This window comes from Autumnicola musiva (assembly GCF_031846585.1).
Taxonomy (GTDB): domain Bacteria; phylum Bacteroidota; class Bacteroidia; order Flavobacteriales; family Flavobacteriaceae; genus Autumnicola; species Autumnicola musiva.
Window position 1 is genome coordinate 1 of sequence record NZ_JAVRHK010000032.1, and the last position, 15,944, is coordinate 15,944.

Annotated in this window: 15 protein-coding genes and 1 tRNA gene; 8 read left to right on the forward strand and 8 right to left on the reverse strand. The window is 34.2% G+C overall.

Features of this window, described 5'->3' with window-relative positions; genetic code table 11:
• Positions 1 to 276: 276 nt before the first annotated feature.
• The 4 genes from RM539_RS19155 to RM539_RS19170 are packed head-to-tail and all read right to left on the reverse strand — an operon-like array spanning position 277 to position 5,373.
• Positions 277 to 1,665 carry a TolC family protein gene (locus RM539_RS19155; RefSeq protein ID WP_311505034.1) on the reverse strand — a complete coding sequence of 463 codons (1,389 nt, stop codon included), beginning with the start codon at positions 1,663 to 1,665 and terminating at the stop codon, positions 277 to 279.
• Positions 1,665 to 3,017: an HlyD family secretion protein gene (locus RM539_RS19160; RefSeq protein ID WP_311505035.1), complete on the reverse strand. Its 1,353-nt coding sequence runs from the start codon at positions 3,015 to 3,017 to the stop codon at positions 1,665 to 1,667. The genes RM539_RS19155 and RM539_RS19160 overlap by 1 nt, the downstream gene beginning before the upstream one ends.
• A 12-nt stretch (positions 3,018 to 3,029) precedes the next feature.
• A complete protein-coding gene (locus RM539_RS19165) occupies positions 3,030 to 4,682 on the reverse strand; it encodes a peptidase domain-containing ABC transporter (protein WP_311505036.1) in 1,653 nt (550 codons plus the stop codon).
• The gene (locus RM539_RS19170; RefSeq protein ID WP_311505037.1) at positions 4,672 to 5,373 is read right to left on the reverse strand and encodes a TetR/AcrR family transcriptional regulator; all 702 of its coding nucleotides are present in this window, start codon (positions 5,371 to 5,373) and stop codon (positions 4,672 to 4,674) included. Before RM539_RS19170 ends, RM539_RS19165 begins: the two co-directional genes overlap by 11 nt.
• 152 nt (positions 5,374 to 5,525) lie before the next feature.
• Here RM539_RS19170 and RM539_RS19175 point away from each other — a divergent pair, with 152 nt between their 5' ends.
• Positions 5,526 to 5,768: a hypothetical protein gene (locus RM539_RS19175; RefSeq protein ID WP_311505038.1), complete on the forward strand. Its 243-nt coding sequence runs from the start codon at positions 5,526 to 5,528 to the stop codon at positions 5,766 to 5,768.
• Positions 5,769 to 6,169: 401 nt separating this feature from the next.
• Here the strand turns inward: RM539_RS19175 and RM539_RS19180 are convergent.
• From RM539_RS19180 to RM539_RS19190, 3 genes are all read right to left on the reverse strand, one after another.
• A tRNA-Pro gene (locus RM539_RS19180) sits at positions 6,170 to 6,243 on the reverse strand.
• A gap of 173 nt (positions 6,244 to 6,416) precedes the next feature.
• Entirely contained in the window at positions 6,417 to 7,262 is an 846-nt protein-coding gene (locus RM539_RS19185) for an aldo/keto reductase (RefSeq protein WP_311505039.1), read from the reverse strand.
• A gap of 1,038 nt (positions 7,263 to 8,300) precedes the next feature.
• A protein-coding gene (locus RM539_RS19190; protein WP_311505040.1) for an IS3 family transposase occupies positions 8,301 to 9,423 on the reverse strand; the annotation gives its coding sequence in 2 pieces (ribosomal slippage) (positions 8,301 to 9,171 and positions 9,170 to 9,423; 1,125 coding nt in all).
• A gap of 164 nt (positions 9,424 to 9,587) precedes the next feature.
• Here RM539_RS19190 and RM539_RS19195 point away from each other — a divergent pair.
• The 5 genes from RM539_RS19195 (at position 9,588) to RM539_RS19215 (ending at position 13,280) form a co-directional block, all read left to right on the forward strand.
• Positions 9,588 to 9,986 (forward strand): Fur family transcriptional regulator, encoded by a 399-nt coding sequence (locus RM539_RS19195; protein WP_311505041.1) that lies wholly within the window; start codon positions 9,588 to 9,590, stop codon positions 9,984 to 9,986.
• 116 nt (positions 9,987 to 10,102) lie between these two features.
• Entirely contained in the window at positions 10,103 to 10,474 is a 372-nt protein-coding gene (locus RM539_RS19200; RefSeq protein ID WP_311505042.1) for a MerC domain-containing protein, read from the forward strand.
• 129 nt (positions 10,475 to 10,603) lie between these two features.
• A complete protein-coding gene (locus RM539_RS19205; RefSeq protein WP_311505043.1) occupies positions 10,604 to 11,497 on the forward strand; it encodes a DUF5829 family protein in 894 nt (297 codons plus the stop codon).
• Positions 11,498 to 11,506: 9 nt separating this feature from the next.
• Positions 11,507 to 12,316, forward strand: a complete 810-nt coding sequence (locus RM539_RS19210) for a hypothetical protein (protein ID WP_311505044.1) — start codon at positions 11,507 to 11,509, stop codon at positions 12,314 to 12,316.
• Between the two features lie 55 nt (positions 12,317 to 12,371).
• A complete protein-coding gene (locus RM539_RS19215; RefSeq protein ID WP_311505045.1) occupies positions 12,372 to 13,280 on the forward strand; it encodes an NAD(P)/FAD-dependent oxidoreductase in 909 nt (302 codons plus the stop codon).
• A gap of 112 nt (positions 13,281 to 13,392) precedes the next feature.
• On the opposite strand, the gene RM539_RS19220 is transcribed toward RM539_RS19215, so the two are convergent.
• The gene (locus tag RM539_RS19220) at positions 13,393 to 13,854 is read right to left on the reverse strand and encodes a hypothetical protein (protein ID WP_311505046.1); all 462 of its coding nucleotides are present in this window, start codon (positions 13,852 to 13,854) and stop codon (positions 13,393 to 13,395) included.
• Positions 13,855 to 14,525: 671 nt separating this feature from the next.
• Here RM539_RS19220 and RM539_RS19225 point away from each other — a divergent pair.
• Entirely contained in the window at positions 14,526 to 15,248 is a 723-nt protein-coding gene (locus RM539_RS19225) for a hypothetical protein (RefSeq protein WP_311505047.1), read from the forward strand.
• A 21-nt stretch (positions 15,249 to 15,269) separates the two neighbouring features.
• Positions 15,270 to 15,944: carboxypeptidase-like regulatory domain-containing protein (locus RM539_RS19230; RefSeq protein WP_311505048.1), on the forward strand; the 675-nt coding region annotated here is incomplete at its 3' end.

Sequence of the window (15,944 nt, forward strand, 5' to 3'; positions counted from 1 at the left end):
GATTCTGCACATTCGTAATTCTCTTTTGAAGTTCACAATGATCCATAGTTAAGTTTTATTCATTTGGCGACGGTTTGTACTTTTTCTTCTTCTCTTTTTCACAGGAATATACAGTAATTTTTAGTAATAAATTTTTCTAAAGCTGGAGCAAGTTTGAGACCTGGTTTAGAGTATAAACATTCCCTAACAACTTACTTTAATTATATCCTGCTGTACTGGACATCTCCTCATTGATTGCCGGAAGTTGATTTATATAGTAACCAATGATACAAACTTTTAAAAGTTAGTAGTTATCTTCAACAATTCTGCCTGGCTTTTTAAGTATTTTAAGATGATTTCAATTTCTTTTAATTTAGCAGAAATAAATGAATTTTCCCTGTTGTTTACCAGGAATAAAGAACTATCTCCGAGTTCGAATTTTCGCTGTTCAGCGGATACCAGACTTCTATAATCTGAGACCAGATTATCCATTTTTAAACGTTGGTTCCTAAATGAAATTATCTCATTTTGAAGGGACTCTAATTTATTCGCTATTTCCTGATTAGCATTAATAAGTTCATATTTTGAATTTTCTAATTCTATTTTAGCTAATTGTAGATCTCCACGTTCTTTTCTCAGAAACAAGGGTAGGCTTAAGTTAAATCCAAATTTATAATTATTGGTATTAAGTCTTTGCCATTCTTCAGGCTCACTGGTAAGAAAATTATAGCTTAAATCCAGGTTAGGCAAAAGTTTATTAGCTCTTAATCTCCTCTCAACTTCCATCATTTCAATATTATACTGCAATATAATCAGCTTTGGATTTTCTTCAATATTATTAGTGGCAGTAATTTCATTTTCCAGCCACATTTCATTAACTTCTTCAAACAAGGCTTTATTTGGGATGACTTCAGAAGTTATTTCTAAAGGAATATTATTTTCAATCCATAAATAGTTAGATAATTTTAAAGAAGCTTTGTAATAATCCAGCTCAGCTTGTTGTAACTGAATTTCCCGGTTTTCCATAGTAATATTAGCCTCCAGTGTATCTACTGCAGGTTTATCTCCGGCCCTAAATTGAGTTTTAACAGAGCGCAGCCTAAATTCTGCATTCCTAAGAAAATTTTGATAAAGTAAAAGCTCTTCATAGGCTGCGTACCAGTTAAAATAGGCTGTTGAAGCATCATATAATATTTCTGCAGTTAGAAGACTTTGCTTTAACTGTGACTGATTACGGTAAATTTTTGCTTTCCGAAGGGCCGCCATGCGTTCACTCATAAACAAGCCATTGGTAATATCTAATGATATACCTGCCGAGTAGAGTCCGCCGTCAGGAACTTTATTTTGAGGATTTAAATACTCTCCGGAATTCTCTTCGTATTTTGCATTTAATTCCAGGCCATAATATGTTGGAATTTTGAATGCAGAATTAAATAAGTTATAGTAGTCTGTAGATTTAAATTTTTTTTCAGAAAGTTCCGCTTCAATTTTTGGGTCAAAAGCACCCCTTGCCTTCAATAATTTGAAATTAGCTTCATCAACAACCAGTCCGGCTTGCTTTACCAATGGATGGTATTTCTTTACTATAGCTAAATACTCTGAAAATTCAAGTTTTGAGATATTATTTTCCTGGCATAAGGAAATTTGAACTGCCAATATACATATAACAAAAAACAGTTTTTTCATTATTTGGATTCTTTGGTTTTTGTCGCACTTTCAGGAGTATAATAATTTGGAGGAAAACCATTTAATTGTCGCCATATTTCATACCAAATGGGTACTTCCTCCAATAATGCTAAAGTTGAAGCCCCGGCACCAATTCGTATATCTTCCGGCCATTGGTAATCTTCCTCATTGGGTGCCAGTAATACCCGATATTTGCCGTTAGCACTAATAAAATTTTCTATAGCAACAATATTTGCTCCGTATGTTCCATAGGAACTATTGGGCCACCCGCTAAAGACAATTGCAGGCCAGCCATCGAATTGCACCCTAACTTCCTCTCCTATATGAAGCAATGGCATGTCTATGGCTGCAACATAAGTTTCTACGGCAATGTCATAATTTGAAGGCATAATACCTACAAGTGGTTCTCCTTCTTTAAAACTTTCGCCTATTCCGGCTTTAATAGCTTTATTAATATATCCCGATTGTGGTGCCTTAATATAATATAAGCCTCTACGAGTGTCGTAATTGGCATAAGACGTTTCTAGTTTACTAATATCGGCCTGGGTTTGATACAAAGCACTTTCCGCAGAAGACCGATCGCTCTGGGTTTTTGAAACCTTTTCATTGTATTCTGCTTCAATCCGGTTTAATTCTATACGGGAATTTATAATTTCGTTCTTAGATGCAAGTACTTTATTCTCCTGTGCTACTCTTTTGGCCTGGGTTTCCTGTAGTTTTAATCGGAAATTTTCAAGGTCTGTAGTAGACTTTAGGCCTTCTTCATTAAGAGTTCTCGCGCGTTCAAATTGTCTCTCGGCTATTTCAAGATTAGTTTTGGCAGCTTCAAGATCTATACTATCACTGCGGAACTTCAATTTACTTTGTTCTAATTTATTCTGTGCCTGGTCAATCTTTAAGCTTTTTTCCTGTTGCAGGGCATCAATCTGATTCGTTAAGAACTGAATTTTATTCTTGTAAGAATCCTGGGAACTTTCCTTTACTTTAATCTGATCTCCGGTGCGGTCTACAAGTTTTGGATCGAAATATTCATTTTTAACTTCAGAAATGTGCAGGATCGTATCTCCTTTTTCTACATAATCCCCTTCGTTAATATACCATTTTTCAATTCTTCCGGGAATGGGAGATTGAATGGTTTGAGGGCGTTGATCTGGTGTTAGGGTGGTTACATATCCTGTTCCCGCCACAGTTTGCGTCCAGGGTAGAAATAATATTAATATTAGTATTATTCCGAAGGCGATCAGAAATCGGTTAAAATATTTCTGGTTACGTTCATTGAACACCTTTTTTCCGGCCTCATACTGCAAAAGATCTACTTTTTCGTGCAGTTTATTATTAGTTATATTCAACATTTTTAAGGCGTGTTATATTATTTTTCCTTTTTCGATTCTAATTATTCTGTTGCAATACTTTTCCCATTTTTCATCATTGCTTGCTACAATAATTGACCAATTATGCTCCTTACTAAAAAGAAATTTTAAAATTTTATCTTTTTCATCAGGATCAAGTTGATCAAGTGGGTCATTCAGGATTAAAAGCGATGGCCGCTTTACTATACTACGGGCCAATATTATTTTTCTGGATATAGAATAAGGCACCTGAATTCCTTCAGGATAAATCATAGTATTTAAACCTTTTGGCTGTTGCTTAACAAAACCAAGTAATCCTGTATTCTCCAAAGCCCATTGTATTACCTGCTTTGAGATATTTTTATCACCCAATGTGATATTTTCAAGCAAAGTACCTTCAAAAGGAGACTCTTCTGTAATAGAATGACCAAGAAGTGCACGGTAATGACTTAATTTGATGTTTTTGAGGGAAATATCGTTAACATAAACATCACCGCTGGCTGGTTGAATGAGTCCGGCTACCAATTTTAGTAAAGTTGATTTTCCGGCTCCGTTAATTCCTTTTAAAAGTATTTTATCATTAGGATTTACTGTGAGATTAACATTCTTCAAAATTTTTTCGTTGTTGAAGCCTCTATAATTTACATTATCGAGTTCAACAGTAAGTGGTACCCCCACCTGGAAGGGTTCTTCTCCGGTTTGATCTTCTAATTCCTTATCAACCACCTGCCCCATTTTCTCAAGGGAGGTAAGAATATCATAAAAAGATTCCAGTCCCAGAATAATTTTTTCCACTGAACCTATGATTAGAAGTATAATAATTTCCGCAGCAACAAACTGACCGATGTTCATTTGCTGATTCAATACAAGCATTCCGCCAATGGCCAGCAACCCACCAGTGACCAGTACCTTGAAAATAATAAGCTGTACAAATTGTATACGTAATACCTGGAAATGTCCTTCCCGGGCATCAAGATATTCACTCAACATCCTGTCGTTCCTGGAAATTGCCAAATTGGTACGTCCAGATATTTTAAAACTAACCAATGTTCTGGCTACTTCCTGGATCCAGTGTGCAATGCGGTATTTATATTTTGATTCGGATATACTGGCATCAAGACCTTTTTTACCGGTAATTTTAAAACCTATATAAATTAACAGTACCAATAAAATACCATATATAATAAAGAATGGGTGGTATAATGAAAGTAGAATCAATCCAAAAACGACCTGTGTGAGTGCTGCGGGAAAATCAATAAATACTTTGGAAAGTCCTTTTTGGATGATTAACACATCAAAGAATCTATTCGCAAGTTCGGGGGGATAGAAATTTTTGAGCTGGTCCATTTTTATCTTTGGAAAACGATAGATAAATTCAAAAGAAGCCCTTGTAAATATTTTTTGCTGAACATTTTCTAAAATCCTTATCTGCATTAACTGTAGTACACCAACAAAGCCTACTCCAATGGTCACAACAATAACCAAAACGATCCAGGAGGTGGAAATCCTGGCTCCCTGCATTAGGTTTACAATAGCCTGAATACCTAAGGGGACAGAAAGACTCACCAGGCCGGCGAATATGGCGTAATATATAATTTGAAGAAAATCCTTTCTTTCTAACTTCAAGAGCCCTACAAATCGTTGAAAGGGTGTAAGTTTATTTTCCATTTTTTGTGTTTAAAAGGCTTGATACCATATTTTTAAAATAAATTGATGGAGTAATTTCATGAGTACAATCTGAAATGCTGGAGAAATGTTTACTGAGAAAATGTTGATGTAATGAACCATCTATTATAGTTGTGGCAAGACTAAAAGGATATTGATAATCCGGATCTACTTCACTAATCATTTTGCTTATCCTGTTCACCAGATTTTTATAAAGGATGAAATGGCCATGTTCATTTTCTTCATCTACTTTCTTAGTTAGGTATGATTTAGAAGATTCATTGATAATTATGTTGTTTAAAGCCACTTCATTAATGTGTTTAAAGCGCATATCTTCCTCCACCGGGTGAGCTATAACTTCTACTGCCTTTAAAAGCTTTTTTTCCACATTATCTATTCCATAGGTAGAAAGAGCCAGTTGATATCCCTTCCATCCCCAAAACCAGTTTGTAATGTAAACCAGAAAACTGTGCTTATTTTCAAAATATCGATAAACAGAACTTTCATTTGACTGAATTTTTTCTCCGAGCTTTTTAAAAGTAAACTTTTCGAAACCTACTTTATCAATCAGAATAATTCCCATTCCAATTATTTTTCTTCCAAGTTCACTGGATTCAGGGTCCTTTAGGTAAAGATTACTACTTACCGAAATCTGTAAATTCTTCAATAGATCATCCATTGCTAAGTATTTCATGTAAAAGTAATAGTATTACTATTAAATAAAAATGTTTTACTATTATTTAACCATTTCTTTACATGAAGACTTAAGTTAAGAAGTCGTTACATGCAGCTAATTATATCTTATTAGGATTTAATACAATAGTTTTCATTTTTACAGGTCTTGTTATGGCCTTTGATAGCTTTCGGGAATCTTACTATAAATCTATTGGAGGAGAAAAGGATGTCGCTTTTGTAATTCCTGAAAATAAAAAGGAAGCAGTTAATTTTAAAAATGGGCAGGAATCAATCAGAAAAATTATACCTATGCTGAAACAAAAATTTCCTGCTGCAGATAATTACGGGATTCATTATCAGAATGATAATATCCATAGTTTTTATGTTGAAGTAAGCAACAGTGATGGACTCTAATATGATTCGGATTACCGGTTTTATGATCAAAATGATCTTTCTGAAATCAAAACGACAAGTATTTATGGACTATATGAAGAAGCGGGAGTCTCAGATAAAATTCTTCGTATGAATTAGGATATTCATGTAGGTGCGATTGGTGGTTTACCCGGTAAAATTTTAGCTTTTTTATTAGTTTGTTTTGTGCATCTTTACTAATAACCGGATTCTTATTGTGGTATGGAAGAAAATTTAAAACCAGGAAAGGTTTCGTCGGGATTAAGGAGAGGTCAATAGTTGCTTTGGAATAATAATTTTATTTATTCTACTTTATTAAGTAAATTTCCTGTAGGTTACTAAAAGTAAAACCTTGATAATTTAAGTATTATCAAGGTTTTTTAATTGATCTGATAAATTTTCAGTCGGGATGACAGGATTTGAACCTGCGACCCTACGCCCCCCAGACGTATACGCTACCAGACTGCGCCACATCCCGAAATTAAATTAGCAAATAAGAATATTTACTATAAAATGGTTTCTCGTTACTCCAATCGCACATGGTGGTGCAGTTTATCCTGAGCTTGTCGAAGGGCCACACCCCAATTTTGGAAGTGCAAATTAAACAGCTTATTTATAATTTTCCAAAGAGAATTTAGCTTTTGTTTTAATTTAATTGCCAAAGTGTTCCATGAAGTTATCGGGATGGGCACCGGTTCTTTCTTCTTTGTCCAGATTATCAATTAATTGTATTTCTTTGGAAGAAAGTTCAAAATCAAAAACATCACCATTTTCTTTTATTCGTTCTCCATGTACACTTTTAGGAATTGTTACCACTCCTTTTTGTAAATCCCACCTCACAATTACCTGTGCTACAGTTTTGTCATAATTTTGCGCAATTTTTTTTAATTGCTCATTTTCAAGAATTCTTCCTCTCATTAATGGTGACCATGCTTCATATTGAATTTTATTATTATGGCAGTAACTAAGCAACTCCTGTTGAACAAGTCTCGGGTGAAATTCATTCTGCAGGACCATGGGAACAATTTCACAATTTTCTTTAAGAGCTTCTATATGATGGGGCATACAATTGCAAACTCCTATAGCTTTAATTTTTCCTTCTTTATATAGTTTCTCCATTGCTTTCCAGGCTTCTATATATTTATGCGGAACAGGCCAGTGTATAAGATAAAGATCTATATAATTTATATTCAAATTTTTCAGGGAAACCTCAAAGGCACTAAGAGTGGATTCATAACCCTGGTCATCATTCCAAACTTTAGTTGTCAAAAAAACTTCTTCTCTTGGTATCCCCGAATTTTTAATTGCTTTTCCCACTCCCATTTCATTTCCGTACATACTGGCGGTATCAATATGCCTATACCCTATCTGCAGGGCAGTTTCTACAGCATTTTCCACTTGTCTTCCTTCCTGAGCCTTATACACTCCCAGTCCCAAATATGGTATTTCTACCGCATTGGCTAATTTCACTGTACCATTTATATCTGTTATATTCATTGGAAATTTTAATTTCTCCCTAAGATAAACGTAAAAATCTGAAAGGAAAATTCAATAGTTTTATTCCGAAACTTTGCATCTATTGTATTTTTTTGAAAAAGTTATAAAAGATGGCTTCTTATCCATGCTTGATTGTGCTTTAAGCAATGCTCTATTACATGGATAATTTAGTACTAAAACTACCAGAATTGTGGAATGTTAATTAACTGATATCAGCGTATTTGAAGATATAATTCAGAAACAATAATTAGTTAATTAATCTGAAGTGTTTAGCTATTGAGATGGTCTAGTTGCTTTGGACATTTTATTGTTCAAATGTAATTTTTTTGAAGATATTCATGCTGCTTGTTTATAAGCTACCCTTGGTGGCAGATCTTCTCTTGAGGAATGATGCCTTCTAAATTTATATAGTATTCAATAAATTCTTTACAGCTTTGATATAGATCGATCTGTTGGGGTTTCAGGCTTAGCAGATAGATATTATCATATTTAATAGTTCTCCAGAACCGACCTATAATATATTGTCAATAGCTCTTCTTTTTCCATCAGTCCCCTGAACAGATAGGGCTAAACGGCATCTTCTTTTCTTCTTTTTCCTCAGCCTGGGTCTTTAGACTTTTCTTTTCACTTACCGAAATACGTTCTGGGCACTTTTAAGGAATTCGCGCTTCCAGTTACCAACAAGAGTGCGCTGAAGTTTTTGAATTTCTTATTACTATTATTTTGATGATATAAAGATTCTGCATTAGAAGGTTAAATTAACTCAACGGAATCAGTAAAATTTAATATTTTTAGAACTTAATAAATTTCTGGCTTAACTGACAAATTCAAGTTCTCATTCGCAACTTGTATTAACCGCGGCCGTTGCCGATCTGTTGTGGATGGATCTCGAACTTTTGGGCAAGGTCTCCACGCTTTCCCTGTCTTTGGTGACCTCCAGAACGCGGCAATGTTAAGTGCTGCAATCCATGCGCCATTAAACGCTTTATTTCTAACCTGTAATATAATTGGTGGAGGTTTCTTTGACCTCCTCCCGATTTACGAACTGGTTAAAAGTAGAAAATCTGAGCTATTTTCTTTCTTTTCGATGTACTCATTGGGAGACATATCCTCCAATGAACTATGTGGTCTAAAACTATTATAGTCTTCTCTCCAATGGTCAAATTTCTCTTGGGCATCTTCTATGGAAAAGAACCAATTTACATTGAGACATTCATCCCTGAAAGACCCGTTAAAGCTTTCAATGAAAGGATTATCAGTAGGTTTTCCAGGTCTTGAGAAGTCCAGTTCAATTTTGCCTTCGTAAGCCCATTTATCCAATACTTTACTAATAAACTCACTTCCGTTATCTACCTTTATTCTTTTTGGATTTTGTTTATTCTCAAAGGTAACACTTTCCATTACTTGTACCACATCACTTCCTTTTAATGATTTTCCAGCGTAGATCGCAAGACATTTCCGACTATAATTATCCACTATAGTTAAGGCCCTAAACCGGGACCCATCATACAGCTGATCACAAACAAAATCCATGTTCCAGCATTCGTGTAAACTAGAGGCATTGCCTTCAGTAGGTTTTCTATTGGCTGCGGAACGATGCCTTTTTGGACGTTTTGCCCCTAGATTGAGCCCTTCTTCACAATAGACCCTATACACCCTTTTATGGTTATCCAGAAAGCCTTCACGGCGCAAGAGGATATAGATCCTCCAGAAACCGTAACGAACCCGTGTCGCGTCGATCTCCCTCATTCGCATACGAAGCAATTCGTCACCACGTCCAATACTTTTGTAATAGAAAACACCCTTGGAGAGCAGCACTAAGTGACAACAGCGATTAATGGATATATCATACTCCATTCGAATATTACCGATCAACTCCCGCCGTTTAGCTGGTCTTAAAACTTTTTTTCAATACATCCTGGAGCATCTGTTTATCCAGACTTAAATCAGCCACAAGCTTTTTTAATTGAGAATTTTCCTCCTCTAAACTCTTAAGCCTGCGCAATTCAGAAACCCCTAATCCTCCATATTTCTTCTTCCAGCTGTAAAATTCGGCTTCGCTGATACCCATCTTGCGACATACTTCCGATAAACGCGTGCCGGTCTCTACCTGTTTGATGGCAAAAACAATTTGCGACTCTGTAAATTTTGATCGTTTCATAAGCAAATAATCTAGTTAAAGTTAAATAATTATTTGCTCAGAATACTCTACTTTTAAAAGGCCCAGTTTATCGGGAGGAGGTCAAATAAGTATTCTAAAATCTAATTTGTAAATTTGTTAGATAGAAAGTCTAATTTTTATAGAGATGAAGATTACTCAATTTTATGGAAACAATTAGAAATACACGTAATACGCAACATCAAAAGGCGGTGCTTCAATATCTCAAAGATTCCAATACAGCACTAACTGCAGATGAAATTAGGGCAGGGATTACGGGCAAGATCAATAAAACCACCGTTTATAGAATGTTGGAAAGGTTTGTTGCATCTGGTAATGTGCATTTTATAACCGGGCAGGATGGCAAAGCATACTATGCGTTTTGTGAAAATTGCAAAGAAGGGCATAAAGGCGTTTTCCATAATCATTTGCATTTTCAATGCAATAATTGCGGGGAAGTAGAATGCCTCCCCGAAAAAGTACAGGTTCCAAACCTGGATGGATACCATATAGAGGAAACTCAATTTCTTATTATAGGAACTTGTAAAAAGTGCAATAACTCCTAAGTTACTATTGAAGCCATTCTTTAATAAGTTTAAGATGGCGAATAAGAATAAAAAGATTTCTTTAAAGCAACAAAGTTGCTTTAATAATTTATCTATATTTGTTGAAAACAAAGAAGATGAAATTAAAGAAGAAACTTTTAGATCTTGCAGGAATATTGGGCGCAGCTTTATGTGCAATACATTGTACTGTTCTTCCTTTTTTAACCTTTATACCTTTGGGCTCTGGCCATGATCACTATATAGACCTGTTTCTTGCTTTATTAGGATTTGGAATAGTTTATAAAATTAGCCGGAAAGAGCAACCTAAGAGCATTCTTTTGATGTTATGGGTATCGATAGGTATTGTATTGGCGGGTACCGTTATTTCCATCCTTACTTCTTACCATATAGAATTTACCAAAATTGGTTCTTTTGGATTAATTATAGGGCATTTAATAAACTTAAAGCACATGCACTACAAGAATAAGCTAAAGCATTCAGAGGTGTAAAAAATTCTTCCAACTGTTCAGTATAATATTACATATATGAGGGTTTTCTTGCATGCTTCCGACTTTCTAAAGAATCACGGTTTATTTTCAATAAAAAACATGATTAGTTGCGTACTAGCTTTCTTACTAATGGGTTGTAATCAAAAAACAGAGGAGAAAACAGAATATGAGATAGCTTACGATGAGATTGATGCTGCCCTTAACAATAATAGCACCCCGGTAGTTTTGGATCATTTTTATATAACTTTAGATAGTTCAACTTACTCTAATTTAAAAAGGAGCAAATTTCTTCAGGACTCCTACGCCAGCATAGATAATGGTTTGCCAGATTTTGATATGGTAGAAAGCCACACTTCTTCATTTTACATAAGAGGGGAAGAGCATTATATTGAAATCCTGGGACCTGATAATAGTTTTGGAGAGCCTGTAGGCAGGAATGGGATTGGCTTTTTACTAGATAATGATAAAGATTTTCACGTTGGCCAGGAACTCAACATTTCTAAAAAGTCAGGAAAATTTCTAACGGCAAGTGACACCACTACTTATAATATTAATGGAGAAGATGTTATCTGGTATCAGCCATTTTTTACTACCGGGAGCATAGCTACCGAGCTCTATACCTGGTATTCCTACTATAATCCAGGATTTATTAATGCCTTGTATAATAAGAAATCCTCGAAATATGAGCGTTCCGAATTTTTAGAGCCTGTTTATGATGATGAAAAGCTTTTTCAGGCTATTACAGCTATAGAACTGATTTGTACTAAAGCAGATTTTTTAAGGATAGTTAATGAACTGCATTTGTTGAACCAACAGTTAATTCAGAATAAAGGAAGCTTTAAAGTTAGATTAAACGATATTGATTTGATGCTGGCCTTGGATCCAGAACTGGAGAAAAGCTATATTAAAAATATCCACTGCAAATTGAATAGAGAAGATTCCACCAGCCTGAATTTTGGCCGATTTGAAATTATCAATTCCGGGAAGAAATCAGTTTGGAAATTTAATGATAATCAACCATAACGTTTTGTAATGAAAGTAAAAAATGTATTCCAATTAAGCCTGTTACTATTATCGGTAACGGTTTTTTCCTGTAAAAATGCAGAAGAAAACAGCACACAATCTAAAAAAGATGTTCCTGAAAGTTCCCAGGAAAAGAATTCTATAACATTGGAGAAATTAGAAGGTTCTACTTCTTATCCAGGAGCAAGCCTTAAACTATTGGAACCTGAAACATCAGAAGTGAATGATACTTCCCTGAATTTTAATTTCGAGGTACAGGATTATGAACTCGGAAAACAAACAGATAGTCCTTTAGCCTCAAAATTAGCCAATTCAGAAAAAGGGCAGCATATTCATTTTATTGTCGATAACGATCCGTACGCGGCTCACTATGAACCTCAATTTCAGAAAGATTTTTCCGAAGGCACTCACAATATTGTGGCATTTTTAAGCCGTTCTTATCATGAATCTGTTAAGAATATGAATTCTTTTGTAGCCAAAACTTTTCAAATAGGCACAGAAAAAGATGCAGGGGATAAAGTAGATTTAAGTAAGCCAACCTTGATCTATAGTCGTCCCAAAGGAGAATATAGCGGTAAGGATACGAACAATCTTTTATTGGATTTTTTTCTGTTAAATACTGAATTATCAGAAAATGGAAATAAAGTAAAAGCCACCATAAATGATACGGAATTTATATTATCCGAATGGGTTCCTTATGTAATTAATGGACTGCCAAAAGGAAAAGTGAAGATCCGTTTGCAGTTGCTGGACGTCCAGGGGAATGTAGTGGATGGTGCGTACAATGATGTTACCCGGGAGATCACTTTATCTGAATAATTATGCTGCTTTTCATTGATTTTTAAATTAGCAACAATTACGAAAATAGCCAAATATGAGTACTAGTAATTATTTTGAAGTTATAATAGTTGGAGGAAGTTATGCTGGGCTTTCCGCAGCATTGGCTTTGGGCCGCTCATTGCGAAATGTTTTAATAATAGACAATGGATTGCCCTGTAACAGGCAAACACCTTATTCTCACAATTTTATTACACAAGACGGCAGAGAACCTGGTGACGTCATTGCAGAAGCTAAAGCGCAGGTTTTAAAATACAGCAGTGTAAAGATGGTTAACGCAACTGCGGTAAAGGGAGAAAAATTAGAAAATGGTTTTCAAATAACCACGCCGGAAGGGGAAGATTATAAATGTAGAAAGCTCATTTTTGCAACCGGAGTAAAAGATATTATCCCGAATATTAATGGATTTTCCGAATGCTGGGGGATTTCTGTAATTCATTGTCCGTATTGTCACGGTTATGAATTTAAAGGACAAAAGACAGGAATAATGGCTAACGGGGAGAATGCCGTGCACCTGGCTTCCTTAGTAATAAATCTTACCAAAAGTCTAAGCATTCTAACTACGGGAAAAGCAAATTTTAATGAAAGCCAAATCCAAAAACTGGAAAAGCATAAAATTAAAATAATAGAAACTGAAATTCAGGAAATAGATCACGAAAGTGGACATCTTAAGAATGTGATTTTTAGTGATGGTAGACAATTACCTTTGGATGCCCTTTATGCTGCAATTCCTTTTATGCAACATTCGGCAATTCCTGCTTCATTAGGATGCGAATTTACAAAGGGAGGACATATTACTACGAACTCTTTCCATAAAACTACAACCGAGGGGATTTTTGCCTGTGGGGATTGTGCAACAATGATGCGCTCGGTTGCCAATGCCGTATCCAGTGGAAATTTTACAGGAGCGATTGTAAATAAAGAACTGGCAGATGAAGCATTTTAACTGTCTAACCAAAAAAACAATTCCGTGAGGAAAGAGTCACTACTGTAGCAAAAGTGTACCGGAAGAATGAAAGTCCTTTTCTTTCTGATGCCAATAGAATCCATGACTTCTTTCAGGTACTTGTTTGTGTCTTCTGGTTGGAAATAACCGGAAAAACTTCCTTTGCTTCTTCTAAACGCTGTTCCTTACATTTTTTTATAATTGCTTTAGCAGGATTGAGCAGCGGAATTTTTACGATGTCCTTAATGGTTTTATGATCCTCATCCAAGCCTAGGTAGGAAGCTTTTATTTTTACAGCAGTAATGAGGTTATCTTTGTCCAGAAGTTTCTTATGGTTATCAAATAGCTGAGAATACACCTGGTCAAGATAGCTGTTTAGTTTTTTAATTCTGGACGTAGTTCCTTTAAGTCTTCCTTTGGAATTATCCCATTCATTCACTGAAGTCTTTCTTTTAAGACTCATTTCAGAGCATTTACCATTTACGGTAATCCTGGCGTAGATGGATAGATCATTTGAATTTTTGTTCAGTTTTCTTGTAAAGAAAAGAACGGAAAAGGTTGTATAATCTTGCATTTCAAGCGTCTTTTAAATGAAACAATAGTTACAAAGACGAAAGTCAAATCAACCGAAATGTTCTTCTAAGATAGTAAATTCATGGAAAGAAAATATTCACCGAATCATTCACTGAAATGGATGAATTCATTTGATATCAATTGAATCAGTAAAAATAAAAAACACTGAAAATCAATAGATTAACAGTGTTTTTATATCCTTTTTCGATAAGGTTCGTCGGGGTGGCAGAGCGCTTTTAAAACGCTCGAAACCCCAGTATTAGTATGGTTTCACGCAGATCCAGTTTTTTGAACTCACGATTAACTCACAATCAGAATAGAACGTATTGAAGCAGTTTGATATTCTGTAATTTTATTTTTGTGTAAGTCTTGCACGTGATATTAGAAGGAGATGAAAGTATGGTAATTTTTTTCTTCAGCCCCAAAACATTATTAAAATGTAAGATATTGGTTCTCCAGGTGGAAAATCATTTTGACATTAGCAGAGTATAACTTGATACGTATGCAAAATTATATTCTCAGAGGACAATGACTGGCAAATTCACTTTTGGAAATCGTGCACGTTGATTAATTTTCAGTTTGCTAGATATCAGCAGATGTTCTTAGTCTTTAATTTTCCTTAGGTTTTTGAAAAATATCAAGCATAATTAATTATGTACTTTTAGTTATTTTTTGTTACTTAGAAATATAAATTCAACTTTTATTAAATCTTTATACTTCATAATATTTATTCCTTTAATTGCTTTTTCTCAGAATTCTGAGAGAATAAATTATACTACTTATTTTGATTCCATTTTAGGTATTAGTGACCAATTAATTTATAATGGGGTTCAATTTGAAGATTTATATCGTAGCAATCAGGAAAATTTTCGCTATTTAGAAATACCACAGTATCATATAGGAAATATTCAATATGATGGACAGGATTATTATAACATTAATATGAAATATGATCTAGTAGATGATCAGGTTATAATTATGTCTACAGGAAAATTTAATTTTTTTGATGTTCAATTAATCCAGGAAAAAGTACAAAACTTCGATTTTAGAAATAGGCATTTTGTTTTTTATAATGCTAATGAAACTTTAGAAAAAGGTTTTTATGAAGAAGCTTATAAAGATGAAAACGTAGTGTTTTTAGTTAAACACACTAAAATACCTAAAAAGAGGAATGGAAATAAATTTAGTTATTACATTTTTAATTATAAAGAATCCTATTTTATAAAAGCCAATGATATTTTAACCGAAATTAGCACCCTTAAAGATGTTAAAAAGCTCTTCAACAAAGATACCGTAATATTACAATCTTATCCGAAATTTAATGCACAAAATAAGAATGATACCTTTAAATTATATTTAGTAAGACTATTAAAATATTTGAAAAGGAACCAATAGAATTATACGCTCTAAACCCATATGACATTTATCATAAAAAGTTCAATTATTCTATTCATAATCTTAGGTTTATCAAAGGCTAATGGCCAAAACAATAAAAAGATAAATATTGAATTTAAAAACCAATCACTTCAGCAGGTAATTTCTTTAATAGAAGATAATTCTAATTATATTTTCTACTATGAAACGAAGTGGTTAGGAACTAAACTCTACGAGGGAGACTATAAAAATGAAGCCATTCATGTAGTTTTAGATAGTCTTCTCAAGCAGACTACTTTAAATTATTTTCTAGATGGCCAAAAAGTTATACTTACCAATAACACCAAGATAATTCCTACTTTATCTGAAAATTTTTTCCAGGATTCCCTGGATAGCAAAGATAATAATCCTCCTGAAGCACCCATGTTTAAGGAAGAATATGCTAAACTTATAAAATCAAGACCTTCGGGGAAAGAGATAATTAGTATTGGTAAAGAGGATAATTCAACAAATAAAAAGTTTTATACAATTTCGGGTTTTGTATTAAATTCAGAAAATAATCTGCCCATTGAAGATGTTGCTATCTATGTTTCAGATCGCTCTCGTAGTACAATCACTAATGAAACAGGTTATTTTAAAATTAGGCTTCCCAAAGGCTACTATCAAATTGAAACCAGTATTTTAGGATATAACAAAATTGTTCAGCCTATACTGGTT